Origin of the sequence: Acidovorax sp. LjRoot117, assembly GCF_964252695.1 — a bacterium.
In the GTDB taxonomy this organism is placed as follows: Bacteria; Pseudomonadota; Gammaproteobacteria; order Burkholderiales; family Burkholderiaceae_C; genus Acidovorax.
In genome coordinates this window covers 66,080-82,381 of the sequence record NZ_CAXUPO020000016.1, presented here as the reverse complement: position 1 = coordinate 82,381, position 16,302 = coordinate 66,080, and the positions used below count along the sequence as shown (strand labels likewise).

At 68.8% G+C, this 16,302-nt stretch carries 15 protein-coding genes; 4 read left to right on the top strand and 11 right to left on the bottom strand.

Annotated elements, in window-relative coordinates:
• Positions 1-172 precede the first annotated feature (172 nt).
• Entirely contained in the window at positions 173-1,156 is a 984-nt protein-coding gene (locus ACSQ3D_RS25800) for a Bug family tripartite tricarboxylate transporter substrate binding protein (RefSeq protein ID WP_436128735.1), read from the bottom strand.
• Between the two features lie 250 nt (positions 1,157-1,406).
• On the opposite strand from ACSQ3D_RS25800, the gene ACSQ3D_RS25795 reads away from it, so the two are divergent.
• The gene (locus tag ACSQ3D_RS25795) at positions 1,407-2,318 is read left to right on the top strand and encodes a LysR family transcriptional regulator (RefSeq protein WP_436128734.1); all 912 of its coding nucleotides are present in this window, start codon (positions 1,407-1,409) and stop codon (positions 2,316-2,318) included.
• 43 nt (positions 2,319-2,361) lie between these two features.
• On the opposite strand, the gene ACSQ3D_RS25790 is transcribed toward ACSQ3D_RS25795, so the two are convergent.
• Together ACSQ3D_RS25790 and ACSQ3D_RS25785 are read right to left on the bottom strand one after the other, a co-directional pair.
• Entirely contained in the window at positions 2,362-3,588 is a 1,227-nt protein-coding gene (locus tag ACSQ3D_RS25790) for an HD-GYP domain-containing protein (RefSeq protein WP_436128733.1), read from the bottom strand.
• A 79-nt stretch (positions 3,589-3,667) separates the two neighbouring features.
• Positions 3,668-5,395 carry a methyl-accepting chemotaxis protein gene (locus ACSQ3D_RS25785; protein WP_436128732.1) on the bottom strand — a complete coding sequence of 576 codons (1,728 nt, stop codon included), beginning with the start codon at positions 5,393-5,395 and terminating at the stop codon, positions 3,668-3,670.
• Between the two features lie 342 nt (positions 5,396-5,737).
• Between ACSQ3D_RS25785 and ACSQ3D_RS25780 the strand changes: the two genes are divergently transcribed.
• Positions 5,738-6,688, top strand: coding sequence for a helix-turn-helix domain-containing protein (locus tag ACSQ3D_RS25780; RefSeq protein WP_396504897.1), 951 nt, complete (start codon positions 5,738-5,740; stop codon positions 6,686-6,688).
• A gap of 22 nt (positions 6,689-6,710) precedes the next feature.
• Here the strand turns inward: ACSQ3D_RS25780 and ACSQ3D_RS25775 are convergent, their stop codons facing one another.
• The 8 genes from ACSQ3D_RS25775 to trpE all read right to left on the bottom strand — a co-directional run bounded on the left by ACSQ3D_RS25775 (position 6,711) and on the right by trpE (position 13,353).
• Positions 6,711-7,427 (bottom strand): uracil-DNA glycosylase, encoded by a 717-nt coding sequence (locus ACSQ3D_RS25775; protein ID WP_396504896.1) that lies wholly within the window; start codon positions 7,425-7,427, stop codon positions 6,711-6,713.
• 68 nt (positions 7,428-7,495) lie between these two features.
• The gene (trpC, locus tag ACSQ3D_RS25770; protein ID WP_436128731.1) at positions 7,496-8,296 is read right to left on the bottom strand and encodes an indole-3-glycerol phosphate synthase TrpC; all 801 of its coding nucleotides are present in this window, start codon (positions 8,294-8,296) and stop codon (positions 7,496-7,498) included.
• Between the two features lie 181 nt (positions 8,297-8,477).
• Positions 8,478-9,509: an anthranilate phosphoribosyltransferase gene (gene trpD / locus ACSQ3D_RS25765; RefSeq protein ID WP_436128730.1), complete on the bottom strand. Its 1,032-nt coding sequence runs from the start codon at positions 9,507-9,509 to the stop codon at positions 8,478-8,480.
• A 171-nt stretch (positions 9,510-9,680) separates the two neighbouring features.
• Complete coding sequence (locus ACSQ3D_RS25760) at positions 9,681-10,355, bottom strand: LysE family translocator (RefSeq protein ID WP_436128729.1); 675 nt, start codon at positions 10,353-10,355, stop codon at positions 9,681-9,683.
• 4 nt (positions 10,356-10,359) lie between these two features.
• Positions 10,360-10,890 (bottom strand): DinB family protein, encoded by a 531-nt coding sequence (locus ACSQ3D_RS25755; RefSeq protein WP_436128728.1) that lies wholly within the window; start codon positions 10,888-10,890, stop codon positions 10,360-10,362.
• Positions 10,887-11,459 (bottom strand): aminodeoxychorismate/anthranilate synthase component II, encoded by a 573-nt coding sequence (locus tag ACSQ3D_RS25750; protein WP_436128727.1) that lies wholly within the window; start codon positions 11,457-11,459, stop codon positions 10,887-10,889. Before ACSQ3D_RS25750 ends, ACSQ3D_RS25755 begins: the two co-directional genes overlap by 4 nt.
• On the bottom strand, positions 11,456-11,857 hold the full coding sequence (locus ACSQ3D_RS25745; RefSeq protein WP_436128726.1) for a chorismate mutase: 402 nt from the start codon (positions 11,855-11,857) through the stop codon (positions 11,456-11,458). The genes ACSQ3D_RS25750 and ACSQ3D_RS25745 overlap by 4 nt, the downstream gene beginning before the upstream one ends.
• A complete protein-coding gene (trpE, locus tag ACSQ3D_RS25740; RefSeq protein ID WP_056420642.1) occupies positions 11,854-13,353 on the bottom strand; it encodes an anthranilate synthase component I in 1,500 nt (499 codons plus the stop codon). The genes ACSQ3D_RS25745 and trpE overlap by 4 nt, the downstream gene beginning before the upstream one ends.
• 381 nt (positions 13,354-13,734) lie before the next feature.
• Here trpE and ACSQ3D_RS25735 point away from each other — a divergent pair, with 381 nt between their 5' ends.
• Together ACSQ3D_RS25735 and ACSQ3D_RS25730 are read left to right on the top strand one after the other, a co-directional pair.
• Complete coding sequence (locus tag ACSQ3D_RS25735; RefSeq protein ID WP_436128725.1) at positions 13,735-14,325, top strand: chalcone isomerase family protein; 591 nt, start codon at positions 13,735-13,737, stop codon at positions 14,323-14,325.
• A gap of 295 nt (positions 14,326-14,620) precedes the next feature.
• Positions 14,621-16,291, top strand: a complete 1,671-nt coding sequence (locus ACSQ3D_RS25730; protein WP_436128724.1) for a methyl-accepting chemotaxis protein — start codon at positions 14,621-14,623, stop codon at positions 16,289-16,291.
• Positions 16,292-16,302 lie beyond the last annotated feature (11 nt).

Below are 16,302 nucleotides of genomic sequence, written 5' to 3'. Positions count from 1 at the left end.
CCGAGGAGGGCCCGCCCCGCACCGAGGGTGTCGTTCTCTCGGGCGAGGGGCCGAAGGCGGCTCCTGCCCAAGCCGTTCGGGCTGAGCCTGTCGAAGCCGTGCGCGGTGCTTCGACAGGCTCGGCGTGAACGGTTCTGTCGTTGTTTGACGGCAAACGGGTACCGGGGAGATGTCACTCCACCGTGATTTTGTGCTGCCGAATCACTGTCGCCCAGCGGTTGCTGTCGGCCTGCACCATCGCACCGAACTGCGCGGGCGTGCGCGGCACTGCGGGCTCCACGCCCAGCTTGGCCAGGCTCTCGGCCACTTCGGGCGCCTGCACCGCCTTGGCAAAGGCCTTGTGCACCTTGTCGACCAGCGCGGGTGGTGCGCCTGCGGGCAGGTACACGCCGAACCAGGTCACCGACGAATACCCGGGCAGGCCGGACTCGGCCAGCGTGGGCAGCTCCGGCGCCAGCGTGCTGCGCTTTTCGCTGGTCACGGCCAGGGCGCGCAGGCGGCCGGCCTTGGCGTGCGGCATGCCGGTGGGCAGCGAATCGAACAGCACATGGGTCTGCCCGGCGATCAGGTCCGGAATGGCCAGCGCCGTGCCCTTGTAGGGGATGTGCGTCATCTCCACGCCAGCCTGCGCGCTGAAGGCCGCCGTGTTCAGGTGCACGATGGTGCCGTTGCCGCTGGTGGCGTAGTTGAGCTTGCCGGGATGGGCCTTGCCGTAGGCGATCAGCTCGGCCACGTTCTTGACGGGCAGGGAGTTGGTCACCAGCAGCACGCTGGGTGCGTCGGCCACGTGGGCCACCGGCGTGAAGTCCTTGCGCGGGTCATAAGCCAGGCGCGGCATCAGGTGGGGCGAAATGGCGTGCGTGCTGCTCGTGGTGAGCAGCAGCGTGTAGCCGTCCGGCGCGGCCTTGGCGGCTTCGGCCGTGCCGATGGTGCCGCCCGCGCCGGGCTTGTTGTCCACCACCATCTGCTGGCCCAGGTCGGCCGCCACGCGCTGGGTGACCACGCGCGCGACCAGGTCGGTCGCCCCGCTGGCCGGGAACGGCACGATCACGCGCACGGGCTTGTCGGGCCACGCGGCCTGTGCCTGTGCGCTCGCGCCCCACACCATCAGCCCGGCCATGAACAGAACACGACGGCTCCACGGAAAAAGACGCATACAGGTACTCCAGAAGAAGGGAAAGGACGCAGGCAAGCAGACGGAAAGACAGACAGGGTGTCAGCGAGGCAGGCCGGCAAGCAGGCGGCAGCACGGCACACGCCCCGAACGCCCACGACCATCTTAGAAAGCCCGCGCCCGCAACACCAACGCCAAATAGGCAAGCAGCTTTGCCGCGGCGGCAAACCACTTCATACTTTGGGCTGCCCAACGGCAAAACACTGCAAACCCCATACCCGCTCGTTGCCCCATGCGCCCCCAGCTTCTGCAAGACACCGCCCTGCGCTACTTCCTGGAGGTGGCGCACAGCGGCTCGCTCACCGAGGCATCGGTCCGCCTGCACGTGGCCGCCTCGGCGTTGAGCCGCCAGATCGCAGGGCTGGAGGCGCAATTGGGCACGCCGCTGTTCGACCGGCACCCGCGCGGCATGGTGCTGACCGCCGCCGGGGAGATATTGGCCGTGCACGCCCGGCGCACGGTGCTGGACGCCGAACGCGCGCTGGGAGAGATCGGTGCGCTGCAGGGCCTGCGTGCGGGGCAGGTGCGCCTGGCCACATCGGACGCGTTTGCCAACGAGCTCGTGCCGCGCCTGTGCGTGGAGTTCCAGCGCACGCACACCGGCATCCAGTTCAGCGTGATCTCGCTGCCCACCGCCCAGGTGCCCGACGCCGTGCGCAGCGGCGCGGCCGACATCGGCCTGTGCTTCAGCCGCGCGCCGCACAAGGACATCGAGGTGGCCTACCGGCAAAACGCCCCGGTGCTGGCGCTCGTGCCGCCCGGCCATGCGCTGGCGGGCGCGGCCAGGGTCACGCTGGCGCAGATGGCCGCCTACCCCCTGGCCCTGCCACCGGCCGAGACCACGGTGCGCCAGATGATCGACATCGTCTGCAGCCGCCAGGGCCTGCAGCTCGAAGCGGTGCTCATCAGCAACCACGCCAAGACGGTGCTCAACTTCGTGGCGCACGGCGGCGGGCTGTCGGTGGCCAGCGAGATCGCTGCGCGCCACCTGGTGGCCGCCGGCGCCGTGGTGGCCGTGCCCATCAGCGACGCCGGCATGGACCTGCGCGACCTGGAGGTGCAGACCCTGGCCGGCCGCAGCCTGCCGGTGGCCGTGCAGGCGTTTCTGGATCTGCTCAAGGAGCGGCTGCCGGGGCGCTGGTGAGGGCCGCAAGAGGCATCCGCCGGGCGCCCGGCGCGCCGCCGCGTCAGTGCGGCTGCCACAGATGCGCCAGCCGCGGGAACCCGCTGGCGTGCGGGTCTTCCCGCGCCACGATGTGGTCCGCCTCGCCAGGCCGGGACAGGTCCACCACCCGCTGCTCGGTGTGCAGCCGGGAGCGCAGCGAAAAGAACACCTTCACCTTGGGGGCGGTCAGCGCGCCCGGGTTGTGCTCGACCACGACGGCCAGGCGGTCGGACGCCAGGCGCACGAGCGAGCCCACCGGATAGATGCCCACGACCCGCACGAAGGCATGCAGCACCGAGGGGTCGAAGTGCCCCTCCCACTGCGCCATCCGGGCCAGGGCCATCGCCGGGTCCCAGGCGTTCTTGTAGGCCCGCTCGGAGGTGACCGCGTCGTACACGTCGCAAACGGCCGCCATGCGTGCCAGCAGACTGATCTGCCCCTGGGCAAGGCCGTGCGGGTAGCCGCTGCCGTCGAGCTTCTCGTGGTGGTGCAGGCAGACGTCGATCACCGTGTCCGGCACATGGCCGCCGCGCCGCAGGATGTCGACGCCCTGCTGGGGATGCCTTTGCATCACACCGAATTCTTCAGGCGTGAGCTTGCCCGGCTTGTCCAGGATGTGCCGGGGCACCAGCAGCTTGCCCACGTCGTGCAGCAGGCCGCACATGCCGGCCTCCCTCACCTGGTCCGGCCCCATGCCGATCTGCCGGGCCAGGGCGATCATCAGCGTGCACACGGCCACGGAATGGGCGAACGTGTAGTCGTCCTTGCTCTTCAACCGCGCCAGGCCGACCAGGGCGCCCGGCTGGCTGGCCACCAGGGCCGCCAGTTCGTCCACGATGGCCAGGCTGTGGTCTAGGCAGATCGCCTGCCCTGCGCGGGCCTGCACGAACAGCGCCCGGACCGCATCGCGCGCCTGCGCCGCCAACCGTTCGGCGCGCCGGGGGTCGGCGCCGGCCGGGGCCCCGGCCGGCCGTGCGGCGCGCGGCCTGTCCACCGGCACGGCGACCGGGCCGGGCTGTGCGGGGGTGCTGGGCAGTTCAGCCCCCGGCGCAGCACCGGCGGCGACATCCGCGCCCCGCGACACATCGATCCAGCAATGCGCGACGCCGCTCTGGCGCAGGGACCGCACGTCGTCTGAGCTGTACAGGGTGAACCGGCTGCACCAGAACGGATGGGAGACCCAGGGCGCATCCAGTGCGTGAACGAACATGCCAGGCGCGGCCTGCTCCACGGAAATCCTTTTCAGCATGGGGCCGCTTTCCGTCTCCATGCCCGCGGTGCGCAGCGGCACCCGGCCGGCACGCGCGCCACCGAGCCCTCCAGCTCCATCAGAACTGCTTCCAGGCGTCTGCCGCCAGCGCGACCCGCCCATTGCCGGCTGCCACTGCGGGCTGCGAGGCCTCGCGCTGCTGCGTGCGCGGCAGGGCCGCAGCCGTGCGCAGCGGCGCCGCAGGCACCGTGTGCCCTGACGTGGCGGCGGCGCGTGGCGCGCCATCGCCCAGGTCGAAGACGGCGACGGCCTGCACCAGTTGCTGTGCCTGGTGGTTCAGGCTGTCCGCGGCCGCGGCGGCTTCTTCCACCAGGGCGGCGTTCTGCTGCGTCACGGTGTCCAGCTGGATCACCGCTTCGTTGATCTGGCCGATGCCCGCGGTCTGCTCCTGCGTCGCCGAGGTGATCTCGCCGATCAGGTCGGCCACGCTGCGCACCTGGGTGACCAGCGTGCCCATCACCTGGCCGGCATCGTTGACCAGCTGGCTGCCTTTCTCCACCCGGCCCACGCTGTCGTGGATCAGGCCCTTGATCTCCTTGGCCGCCAGCGCGCTCTTTTGCGCCAGGCTGCGCACTTCGCCCGCCACCACGGCGAAGCCGCGCCCCTGCTCGCCGGCCCGGGCCGCTTCCACCGCGGCGTTGAGCGCGAGGATGTTGGTCTGGAACGCGATGCCATCGATGACGCCGATGATGTCGGAGATGCGCTGGGAGGAGGCGTTGATCTCCTGCATCGTGGTCACGACCTGCCCCACCACCCGGCCGCCGTCCTGGGCCGCAGCGCTGGCGGTGCGCGCCAGGTCGGCCGCCTGGCGCGACGCGTCGGCGCTGCTTTGCACCGTGCTGGTCAGCTCTTCCATCGACGCGGCGGTTTCTTCCAGGTTGCTGGCCTGCTCTTCGGTGCGCTGGGACAGGTCGGTGTTGCCCACCGCAATCTGGCTCGCGCCCGTGGCGATGCTGTCGCTGGCCTCGCGCACGGTTCCGACCACCTCGCGCAGGGAGCGCTGCATGCCGTGCATCGCCGCCACCACGCTGCCGGCACCGGCGCGCGAGGTATCGATCGGCAGCGACAGATTGCCGGCGGCAATCGCGTTGGCGGCCTGCGCGACGTCCGCCGGCTCCCCCCCGAGGGACCGCGTGAGGCTGCGGGTCAGGGCGATGCCCACGAACAAGCCCACCAGCACGCCACCGGCCGTCAGCGTGATCAGCAGCACGCGGATGTGGCCGTAGATCGCATCGGTTTCCTGGTTCAACGCCTTCGCGTCGCCGCGCTTGCGCTCGACCAGCTGGCCCAGCAGATCGTCGGCCTGGTCCGCCAGGGGGCGAACTGCCTGCATCTTGTCGATGGAGGCGCGGGTGCTGTTCAGCTCCTCGCCTTGCAGCAGCACGGCCACCTGGTCCAGTCCGCTGGCATAGGCACGCAGCGCCGTGCCGGCATCACGCGCCAGCGCCTTCCCGGCGTCGCTCACGAAATACTGGGTGGAACTCTCCAGCTCGCTCTGCGCGAGCGTCAGGCGGCGCGTGACGGACTGCAGGTGCCTTGCGCGCTCCTGCTCGGTGGCCGACAGCACCGCACTGCGCATGGACCGGCCCGCGGCGATGAGGCTGATGTTGGCTTCGGTGGCGTGCAGCATGCCGGCGATCTCGCGCTCGTACATCAGCTGGGCGAGGTCATTGATCTGCGAAGACTTCTGGATGCCGTTGACACCGATCAGCGCGCCGATGGCCGCGACAGTGAGGAAGCCTCCGATCAGCTTGCTTCCCACCGTGAGTTTCTTGAACCATTGCACGACGACGTTTCCTTTTCCGGGTTGATGGCAGCGCAGCGGGGGTGCTCTGCGCGCTGCGCGGGGGCTGCCGGTGCCCCCGGCCTTGCGGGATTGTCCGCAAGGGATTACCCGTGCGTATACACGATTCGCGCAATTGCCTGCGCGTTTAACGCAAAAGTGTGATCATGCGTGTGCGTTGGGCGCTGTTGGCTGCGCAGCTCGGCGGTACACTGCGAAGCCCGAGGACCGGGCCTGACACCCCAGGCACTGCCTCTTCACGCACCGACCCTCTTGCATTCAGCGGTATTGCTCCCTGCCTCACACGCCAGTACCACCCCCTTGCTCTTCGGCGACGACCGTTGCGTGACGTTCTCCGCCCCGGCCGCATTCGGAGCCGCCGTGCTGCCGCTGTGGCCCCGGCTGCAGGACTGCGATGCCAAGCCGCGCGACGGGAGCTTTGCGGGGCGGACCGCGTCCATCCTGCTGCCCGGCATGTCGGTGATGGCTGCGTCGTTCACATCGCTGCGGGTGTCCGTGTCCGACAACACGCGCACGTCCGTCGCCTTCCAGCTGCAAGGGAACAACCGGCTGCGCATCCAGAACCGCACGCTGGAGTTGAACGGCACCCGGTGCCTCTTCGTGCCGGTGGGCTCCGGCCCGCAGGAGGCTGTCGGCCAGGACCAGAACGTGCTCATGATGCAGATCGATCCGCAGGCGCTGCACGCGGCGGCGCGGGCGCTGCGGGGGCTGGAGCCCGACCACCCGGTGGACCTGGACTGCGGCCACGCGCGCTTTCTCACCGCGGCGACCGGGCCGTCCCTGGAGGCGCTGGCACGCCACATCGGCGCCACCATCAACCTGCACGCGGACCACATCCACCTTCTGCACCAGCTCGGGTTCCAGGACTTCGTGTACCGCCAGCTGGTCCTGCTGTTCAGGCCCGACTGGCTGACCGACGCCCCCCCGCTGCCGCGCGCGGGCAGCCTGCGGGAGCGGCGCGCCATCGACAGGGTGTGCGATGCCATGCTGGCCGACCCGGGGGCCCGGTTCACCATCGGCGGGCTGGCCGAGCTGGGGGGCCTGTCGGTCAGGGCCCTGCAGTACGCGTTTCAGAGCCGCTTCGGCCAGTCGCCGATGCAGTGGCTGCGCGACCAGCGGCTGGACCATGCCCGCAGGCTGCTGCTGCAGGGCAGCGCGCAAAGCATCGCGCAGATTGCGCTGGGCTGCGGTTTTGCCACGGCCAGCAGTTTCTCGGCGTTCTATCGCGAGCGCTACGGCGAGTCGCCCGCACAAACCCGCGCGCGGGGCCTTTGAGGGCGGTGCGCTGCCCGGCCCCTCAATAGCCGTGCTGCGCCCGGAAGTCCCGCGCCTGGCCGAAGTGCCCATTGCCGATGAAGGGCACGGGCGGGCGCAGGGCGGACAGCGGCGAGGGGTGGTTGGACATGAGCAGCAGGTGCCCGCGGTCCTGGGGGATCAGGGCGCGCTTGGATTGCGCGTGCGAGCCCCAGAGCATGAACACCACCGGCCGCTCGCCCTCGGCCACGTGGCGGATGACCGCGTCGGTCAGGGCCTCCCAGCCTTTGCCGGCATGGCTGGCGGGCTGGCCCTCTTCCACCGTGAGGCCGGTGTTGAGCAGCAGCACGCCGTTTTTTGCCCACTTCACCAGGCTGCCGCCGGGCTGCGGGAACGGCGGGAAGGCCACGCCCAGGTCGCGCTGCATTTCCTTGAAGATGTTCTGCAGCGAGGGCGGCAGGCGCACGCCCGGCGCCACCGAGAACGCCAGCCCCTCGGCCTGTCCGCGGCCGTGGTACGGGTCCTGGCCCAGGATGACCACGCGCACCTCGTCGGGCGGTGTGAGCTCCAGCGCGCGCAGCGGGCGCGGCGGGAAGATCACCGCGCCGGCATCGAGCCGCGACTGCAGGAACGCGCGCAGCGACTGCCCCCGCGCCCCGGCGAAGAAGGCATCGACCAGGGGCTGCCAGCCTGGGGCCACCGGCCAGTCGGCCGGGTCGGCGCTTTGCAGCTGGGTGGGGTTAGCAGCGGCGTCATTCATGGTCAAAAATGCCTTTATCGCTTGGTGGACAAGCGCAACCAGCTATAGATTTAGGAGTAACCGGGCAATCAGGCGAACAGTTTTGCCAGCGCTTCGCCCGGCTCCGGCGCGCGCATGAACGCCTCGCCCACCAGAAACGCGTGCACGCCAGCATCGCGCATGCGCTTCACGTCGTCGGGCTTCAGGATGCCCGACTCGGTGACCAGCAGCCGGTCCGCGGGCACATCCTTGAGCAGGCCCAGGGTGGTGTCCAGCGTGACCTCGAAGGTGCGCAGGTTGCGGTTGTTGATGCCCACGAGCGGCGTCTTGAGCTTGAGCGCGCGCTCCAGCTCGGCGCCGTCGTGCACCTCCACCAGCACCGCCATGTCCAGGCTGCGCGCAATGGCCTCGAAGTCGGCCATCTGGGCGTCGTCCAGGCTGGCCGCGATCAGCAAGATGGCGTCCGCCCCCATCGCCCGCGACTCATAGATCTGGTACGCATCGACCATGAAGTCCTTGCGCAGCACGGGCAGCTGGCAGCTGGCGCGCGCCTGCTTCAAGTAGTCCACGCTGCCCTGGAAGAACTGCTTGTCCGTCAGCACCGACAGGCAGGCCGCGCTCACCTTGCCGTCGCCGTCGGCATAGCTCTGCGCGATGTCGGCGGGGATGAAGTCGGCGCGCAGCACGCCCTTGCTGGGGCTGGCTTTCTTGACCTCGGCGATCACCGCCGCCTGGCCCTTGGCGATCTTGGCGCGCAGCGCGCCTTCGAAGTCGCGCGTGAGCACACGGCTCTCGGCATCGGCGCGGATGGCGTCGAGGGGTGTGCGCTTCTTGGCAGCGGCCACTTCTTCGTGCTTGACGGCCACGATCTTGTTGAGGATGTCGCTCATGGGAAACCTGCCTTTTCAACCCCGCCGGGGTTGCGATTGAACGTTGAAACATGGCGCGAGCGCAACGCCCGCGCGGCCCGAAGCGGAGGACACCGCAGCGCTGGCTTTGTCAGGCTGCGGGTGTCGCGCCCCTTTGCGCAGGAGAAGGGGGAAGCGGCACTGCCGCTCAGGGGGTTGATCTTCATGCAGCCAGCGCATGCGTGCGCGTGACCATCTGCTCAAGTTTGGCCAGCGCTGCGCCGGAGGCGACCGCGGCCCGCGCTTTGGCCAGACCTGCGGGCACCGAGTCGACCACGTTGGCCGCATACAGCGCCACGCCCGCGTTCAGGCAGACGATGTCCTGCGCGGCGCCGGGTTCGCCCTTGAGCACGCCGATCAGCATCTCGCGCGACTGCTCGGGGGATTCGACCTTCAAGGCGCGGTTGCTGGACATCGACATGCCGAAGTCCTCGGGGTGGATTTCGTACTCGGTGATCTGGCCGTTCTTCAGCTCGCCCACCAGGGTGGCCGCGCCCAGGCTGACTTCGTCCATGCCGTCGCGGCCGTAGACCACCATGGCGTGTTCGGCGCCCAGGCGCTGCAGCGCGCGCACCTGGATGCCCACGAGGTCGGGGTGGAACACGCCCATCAGGATGTTGGGCGCGCCGGCCGGGTTGGTCAGCGGGCCCAGGATGTTGAAGATGGTGCGCACGCCCAGCTCCTTGCGCACCGGGGCCACGTTCTTCATGGCCGGGTGGTGGTTGGGCGCGAACATGAAGCCGATGCCGACCTCTGCTATGCAGTGCGCGATCTGCTCGGGCTTGAGGTTGATGTGGATGCCCAGCGCCTCCATCACGTCGGCACTGCCGCTCTTGCTGGAGACGCCACGCCCGCCGTGCTTGCTGACCTTGGCGCCCGCCGCTGCGGCCACGAACATGGAGCACGTGGAGATGTTGAAGGTGTTGGCGCCGTCACCTCCCGTGCCCACGATGTCCACCAGATGCTTGCTGTCCGGCACGTGGACCTTGGTGGAGAACTCGCGCATGACCTGCGCGGCGGCCGTGATCTCGCCGATGGTTTCCTTCTTCACGCGCAGGCCGGTGACGATGGCTGCCGTCATGACGGGCGAGAGCTCGCCGCTCATGATCATGCGCATCAGGTGCAGCATCTCGTCATGGAAGATTTCGCGGTGCTCGATGGTGCGCTGCAGCGCTTCCTGGGGAGTGATGGACATGGTGATAGATCCTGTCTGCGTTGATTCTTCAATGGCGCGTGGCAGCCGGCGCATTCCACGGTACGGGCGCTGCCAGGGCGAGTGCACCCGTGGATCCGGCTTTGCCGGTCCACCGGGTGCGTCCTCCTCCCGCAAGAGATGGGGATGACGCGAAGCGACTCAGGGGGTGCTTCATGGTGTGGGGTGGTCGGTGAAGGCGAGCTTGAGGCCAAAGCCGATGAACATCGCGCCTGCGATGCGGTCCAGCCAGTGCATGCCGCGCTGCACCGCGCCCATGCGGCGCGCCATCCAGCCCGCAGCCAGCGCCCAGCCCGTGTTGACGGGAATCGCGTTCACATTGAACAGCACGCCCAGCAGCACGAAGGCCAGCGCCTTGTTCTCGGTGCCCGGAGCGATGAACTGCGGCACGAACGCCAGGAAGAAGATCGCGACCTTGGGGTTGAGCACGTTGGTCCAGAAGCCGCCCATGAAAATCTTGGACAGCGGCGTGGCAGCAGCACCGGACGATGCCCCCGCCTGCGCCGCCGCGATGGCCGCTGCGCTGCCGCCATCGCCCGACGTTTTGGACAGCAGCATGCGCACACCCATCCACATCAGGTAGGCCGCGCCCACCCACTTGAGCACGGTGAACGCCGTGGCCGAGGTGGCCAGCAGCGCGCCCACGCCCACGGCGGCCGCAAAGATGTGCACGAAGCACCCGGCGGTGATGCCCAGGCCGGCGACGATGCCCGCGCGGGTGCCGGACTTGAGGGCGTTGGAGACGATGTACAGCACGTCCGGGCCGGGCGTGAGGTTCAGCAGCCAGCCGGCCGCGATGAACATGAGCAGTTGGTGGCTGTCGGGCATGGTGTTACGACCAGCGTCGTTCCGGTTGCAGGCGGTGCAGGAAGGTGGTGAGCGAGTCGCGCGGCAGCGGCACCGCATGCCCCGCCAGGATGCGGCCGGCCGCGCCCCGGTGGTAGGTGCCGTGCACCACGACGTGGTTCAGGATCTCGGCCCGCGTCATGGTGCCGGTGTCGCCGTCGGTGAAGCGGAACTGCACGGGCTCGGCCAGTTGGTCCGCGCCGAGGCCGCCGGCGTATTGCAGGTACCAGTCGTCCGACGCGCGCACGGCGTCGCGCAGGGCGGGCAGTGCGGGCGTCTCGTCGGTGTTGGTCGCCGCGTAGCCGGTCTGCGGCAGGCCCTGCAGGTGGCTCGCGAAGATGCGGTCCACCACGTAGGTGTGGTTCAGGATGCGCACGAAGAGCCGGTGGTCGTCTTCGGGCAATGCCGCCTGCGACGCCTCGCCCAGCGCGAGCAACTCCTGGTTGGCCCAGCGCTTGTACTGGAACAGTTGGGCGAACGAGCCCGACGCTGCCGCAGCATCGGCCGGGGCCGTCATGCGCGCTGCTCCAGAAAGTTCTTCAGCATCGCGTGGCCGTGTTCGGTGAGGATGCTTTCAGGATGGAACTGCACGCCCTCTATGGCCAGCTCCTTGTGGCGCACGCCCATGATCTCGCCGTCATCCGTCCAGGCGGTGACCTGCAGCACGTCGGGGCACGCGGCGCGCTCGATGGCCAGCGAGTGGTAGCGGTTGACCGTGAATTTTTCGGGCAGGCCCGCGAACACGCCCTGCTGCGTGGTGGTGATGACGCTGGTCTTGCCGTGCATCAGCTCTTGCGCACGGACGATGGTGCCGCCGAACGCGGCGCCGATGCTCTGGTGGCCCAGGCACACGCCCAGGATGGGCAGCTTGCCCGCGAAGTGCTGGATCGCCGCCACCGAGATGCCGGCCTCGGCGGGCGAGCACGGGCCGGGGGAGATCACCAGGCGGTCGGGGGCGCGCTGCGCGATGCCTTCGAGGGTGATCTCGTCGTTGCGGAACACTTCGACCTCGGCACCCAGTTCGCCGAAGTACTGCACGATGTTGTAGGTGAAGCTGTCGTAGTTGTCGACCATCAAGAGTTTCATGCTGCGCTCCCTGCGGTCTGTGGTGCGGCCGCGTCGCTGGCGTGCCCGGCGCGCAGGCGCGCGAACTCGCGGTGTTCGTAGGCAATGGAGGCTTCCATGATGCCGCGGTAGATGGCTTCGATCAGGTCGGGTTGGCCGCCTTCGGCCTGGGCCGCGGCGCACACGCGGCGCACGATGGCCTCGATGCGGGCCACGTCGCGCACCTGGGCGTCGCTTTGCTTGATGCGCGCAGCCTGCGTCATGTAGCCGCTGCGCTCCACGAGCAAGGGCACGAGCACGTCGTCGAGCGCGTCGATGCGCGCACGCACCTCGGCCATGGTGGTGCAGTGCTGCACCTTGCCGATGGCCTGCGCCGTGACGCCGGTGCCTGCGTCGGCGGTATGGGTCGCGTTGCTCATTCCAGCCCCTCCTCGACGAGTTCTGCCGCGCGCAGCAGGGCGCGGGCCTTGTGCTCGGTTTCCTTCCATTCCAGCTCGGGCACCGAGTCGGCCACCACGCCGGCCGCCGCCTGCACGTAGAGCGTGCCGTTCTTGATGATGCCGGTGCGGATCGCGATGGCCACGTCCATGTCGCCCGCGTAGCTCAGGTAGCCGCAGGCGCCGCCGTACAGGCCGCGCTTGGTGGGCTCGAGCTGGTCGATGAGTTCCATCGCATGCACCTTGGGCGCGCCGGTGAGCGTGCCGGCCGGGAAGGTGGCCTTGAGCACGTCGATGGCCGTCATGCCGTCGTTGAGGATGCCTTCCACGTTGCTCACGATGTGCATCACATGGCTGTAGCGCTCGATGGCAAAAGCCTCGGTGACTTTCACGGTGCCGGTCTTGGCGATGCGGCCGATGTCGTTGCGCGCCAGGTCGATCAGCATCACATGCTCGGCGCGCTCCTTGGGGTCGTTGATGAGCTCGACCTCGGCGGCCTTGTCCTTCTCCAGCGTGGCACCGCGGGGCCGGGTGCCGGCCAGCGGGCGGATGGTGACCTTCTGGCCGTCGGGCGTGTTCTCCTGGCGCACCAGGATCTCGGGGCTGGCGCCCACCACATGGAAGTCGCCGAAGTCGTAGAAGTACATGTACGGCGACGGGTTCAGCGAACGCAGCGCGCGGTACAGGGAGAGCGGGCTTTCGGTGTAGCGCTTGTGGATGCGTTGGCCGACTTGCACCTGCATGAAGTCGCCCGCGGCGATCAGCTCCTTGGCGCGGTCCACGGCGGCGAGGTAGTCGGCCTTGGAGAAGTCGCGCTGCGCGGGGTGGCTTTCGGTGGGCTTGACGATGGGAGCACTCACCGAATACTTGAGCTGCTCCTTGAGGTCGCGCAGGCGCTTCTTGGCCTTGGAATACGCCTCCGGCTGGGCCGGGTCGGCGTAGACGATGAGGTAGAGCTTGCCCGACAGGTTGTCGATGACGGCCAGTTCCTCGCACTGCAGCAGCAGGATGTCGGGGCAGCCCAGCGTGTCGGGCGGGCAGGTGTCTTCGAGCTTCTTTTCGATGTAGCGCACCGCGTCGTAGCCGAAGTAGCCGGCCAGGCCGCCGCAAAAGCGCGGCAGGCCGGGGCGCAGGGCCACCTTGAAGCGCTTTTGGTAGGCCTCGATGAAGTCGAGCGGGTTGCCCGCGGCGGACTCCACCACCTGTCCGTCGGTCACGACCTCGGTCTTGGCATTGGCGCCGAAGCCGCTGGCGCGCAGCAGCGTGCGCGCCGGCAGGCCGATGAAGCTGTAGCGCCCGAAGCGCTCGCCGCCCACCACGGATTCGAGCAGGAAGCTGTGCTTGCCGCCGTCCTTGCTGTGCGCGAGCTTCAGGTACAGGGAGAGAGGGGTTTCGAGGTCCGCAAAGGCTTCGGCCATGAGCGGAATGCGGTTGTAGCCTTCGCCGGCCAGGCTTTTGAATTCAAGTTCTGTGATCACGGGGAGAGCTCCCAGCATTTCGCAGCGCGTGTCCGGCTTTGTCAGCAAGCAGATAGGTCAACGGGGCGCTACGGTCCATTCGGTCGGCCTGCCGCTGCAGGCTGCAGGGCGAGGGCCACGGGTGCACGCTGGGGCAAGAGCCCAGGTGCCATCAGGCGTTCAGGCAGACAGGCGGACGCCAGGGCCAGGCTCCCCGGTCGCTGCAACCTGTGATGAACACGTGGTGAATGAACATGGGCCAAAGTGTAGCAAAGGTTTTTTGCCGATCCATTTTCGACGGGCCTCCCTACAACGCCGCAACCAATCGAAAACCCTGTTGCGGCAAAAGCCGAGCACAGCAACAATTTGAAACGAACGACCGTTCTTTTTTAGGAGTTGCGCATGAAGTTCTGCAAGCGTTGCGCGGTGACATTGGCTGCCTGGGTACTGGCGGCCAGCGCGATGGCCCAGCCCGTGACCGTGGCCGACGTGAAGTACGCGGAGACCGCGACCGTGAGTGGCAGCACGCTGCAGCTCAATGGCGCAGGCGTGCGCTACAAGGCCGTGTTCAAGGTGTACACCGCGGGCCTGTACCTGGAGAAGAAGGCGCAGTCGCCGCAGGAAGTCGCAGCCCTCAAGGGTCCCAAGCGCGTGAGCATCACCATGCTGCGCGAGATCGACTCCACCGAGCTGGGCAAGCTGTTCTCGCGCGGCATGGAGGACAACATGGACAAGGCCGCGTTCTCCAAGCTCATCCCGGGTGTGCTGCGCATGAGCCAGATCTTCTCGGAGCACAAGAAGCTGCGCGCGGGCGACCAGTTCATGATCGACTGGATTCCGGGCACCGGCACCGTGATCACCGTCAAGGGCGAGCCGCAGGGCGAGCCTTTCAAGGAGCCCGAATTCTTCAACGCGCTGATGGGCATCTGGCTGGGCAATGCGCCCGCGGACTGGAAGCTCAAGGACGCCATGCTGGGCAAGCCCGCGGGCTGACCGCGCGCCAGAGGGTCCGGGTCAAGCCCCGGGCAAACCCCCACGCGATGAGGCCACTTCTTGTCGCGCGGCCGACAGATGCCGGCACTGCCGGCGCGTAACCTTCATGCAGGGTTTTTTTACAGCGCCGCACCACCCACGGCCCCGTACTGACCTACACCGACCCGCTACTGCACATCCCCTGCAGCGCGGCGGGCCGCAGCCTCCTCCCCGCTACCCGCGCGCCGGAACGAGCTGTCTGCAACGCAACGACCTCCCGCCTTTCACGACGACCTCTTCTGCGCCGGACACCACCATGAAATTCAGCAACCTCTCCGTCGGCCTGCGGCTGGGCGCCTCGTTCGCCGCCATCCTGCTCATCACCGCGCTCATCGCCGCCATGGGCATGTGGCGCATCGGCAGCCTGCACCGCGCGAGCGAGCGCGTGGCCACGCAGGAGATCGAACAGCAACTGCTGGTGGAAGACTGGGCGGCCGACATCCGGCTGAACTGGGTGCGCACCGAAGCCTTCCTCAAGGCCATCGACCGCGACTACATGGACAAGCTCACGGCCGACACCACGGCCACCGCCAAGGGCATGGACACCAAGGTGCAGCGCATCGAGGCGCTGGCGCAGGGCGAGCAGGCACGCACGCTGCTGGCGGCCATCGCCACGGCCCGCACGGCCTACAACGACAAGCTGACCGAGATCCGCGAACTGCACCGCGGCGGCGAGCCCAATGTGCCGGCCCTCGTGGACAAGGACCTGCGGCCGCTGGCGGACAAGTACCTCAAGACCCTGGACGACCTGCGCAAGGCCATGGCCGCGCAGCTGGCCGAGGGCCAGGCCGACACCGGCACGATGGCCACGGCCAGCCAGGTGCTGCTGGGCGTGGGCACGCTGGTGGCCGTGGCGCTGGGCGCGCTGCTGGCCTTCACCGTCACCCGCTCCATCGTGCGGCCGGTGCAGCGCGGCCAGCGGGCCGCCGAGAACATCGCCGACGGCGACCTGACCCACCCCATCGACACCGGCCGCAACGACGAAACCGGGCAACTGCTGCAGGCGCTGGCCACCATGCAGGCGCGCCTGGCCACCATCGTGGGCAACGTGCGCCACAGCGCCGAAGGCGTGGCCACGGCCAGCGCGGAGATTGCCTCGGGCAACAACGATTTGTCGGCGCGCACCGAGCAGCAGGCGTCGGCCCTGCAGCAGACCGCCGCGTCGATGGAAGAGCTGGGCTCCACCGTCAGCCAGAACGCGGACAACGCGCGCCAGGCCAACCAGCTGGCCATGACCGCGTCGACCGTGGCCGTGCAGGGCGGCGACGTCGTCGCCGAAGTCGTGGACACGATGAAGGGCATCAACGACAGCAGCAAGAAGATCGCCGACATCATCAGCGTGATCGACAGCATCGCGTTCCAGACCAACATCCTCGCGCTGAACGCTGCGGTGGAAGCCGCCCGGGCCGGCGAGCAGGGCCGGGGCTTTGCGGTGGTGGCCAGCGAAGTGCGCAGCCTGGCCGGCCGCAGCGCCGAGGCCGCCAAGGAGATCAAGGCCTTGATCAGCACCAGCGTGGAACGCGTGGAGCGCGGCACCGTGCTGGTGGACAAGGCCGGCGCCACCATGACCGAGGTGGTCAGCGCCATCCGCCGCGTGACCGACATCATGGGCGAGATCAGCGCGGCCAGCGGCGAGCAGAGCCAGGGCGTGTCCCAAGTGGGGGAAGCCATCACGCAGATGGACCAGACCACGCAGCAGAACGCGGCGCTGGTGGAGCAAAGCGCGGCAGCGGCCGACAGCCTCAAGACGCAGGCAGGGCTGCTGGTGGATGCGGTGGCGGTGTTCCGCCTGGCGCCGGGTGCTTCGGGCACTCCGGGCACTTCGGGTGCGCCCACGCGGTCGGCCACTGCAGACCCCTCGACACCTTCGGGCGGCGCCCGCCTGGGCTACCGCAGCGGCGCTGCGCCGAGGCAACTCCCGGCGTGACGCTGGCTGGC

Excerpts from the sequence above, each read along its gene's own strand:
- ACSQ3D_RS25775 (WP_396504896.1), bottom strand. The coding sequence starts at position 7,427 with ATGAATGACGCCGCTGCTAACCCCACCCAGCTGCAAAGCGCCGACCCG.
- trpD (WP_436128730.1), bottom strand. The coding sequence starts at position 9,509 with ATGTCCATCACTCCCCAGGAAGCGCTGCAGCGCACCATCGAGCACCGC.
- ACSQ3D_RS25750 (WP_436128727.1), bottom strand. The coding sequence starts at position 11,459 with ATGAAACTCTTGATGGTCGACAACTACGACAGCTTCACCTACAACATC.
- trpC (WP_436128731.1), bottom strand. The coding sequence starts at position 8,296 with ATGAGCGACATCCTCAACAAGATCGTGGCCGTCAAGCACGAAGAAGTG.
- ACSQ3D_RS25795 (WP_436128734.1), top strand. The coding sequence starts at position 1,407 with ATGCGCCCCCAGCTTCTGCAAGACACCGCCCTGCGCTACTTCCTGGAG.
- ACSQ3D_RS25730 (WP_436128724.1), top strand. The coding sequence starts at position 14,621 with ATGAAATTCAGCAACCTCTCCGTCGGCCTGCGGCTGGGCGCCTCGTTC.
- ACSQ3D_RS25735 (WP_436128725.1), top strand. The coding sequence starts at position 13,735 with ATGAAGTTCTGCAAGCGTTGCGCGGTGACATTGGCTGCCTGGGTACTG.
- ACSQ3D_RS25760 (WP_436128729.1), bottom strand. The coding sequence starts at position 10,355 with ATGCCCGACAGCCACCAACTGCTCATGTTCATCGCGGCCGGCTGGCTG.
- ACSQ3D_RS25755 (WP_436128728.1), bottom strand. The coding sequence starts at position 10,890 with ATGACGGCCCCGGCCGATGCTGCGGCAGCGTCGGGCTCGTTCGCCCAA.
- ACSQ3D_RS25745 (WP_436128726.1), bottom strand. The coding sequence starts at position 11,857 with ATGAGCAACGCGACCCATACCGCCGACGCAGGCACCGGCGTCACGGCG.
- ACSQ3D_RS25790 (WP_436128733.1), bottom strand. The coding sequence starts at position 3,588 with ATGCTGAAAAGGATTTCCGTGGAGCAGGCCGCGCCTGGCATGTTCGTT.
- ACSQ3D_RS25800 (WP_436128735.1), bottom strand. The coding sequence starts at position 1,156 with ATGCGTCTTTTTCCGTGGAGCCGTCGTGTTCTGTTCATGGCCGGGCTG.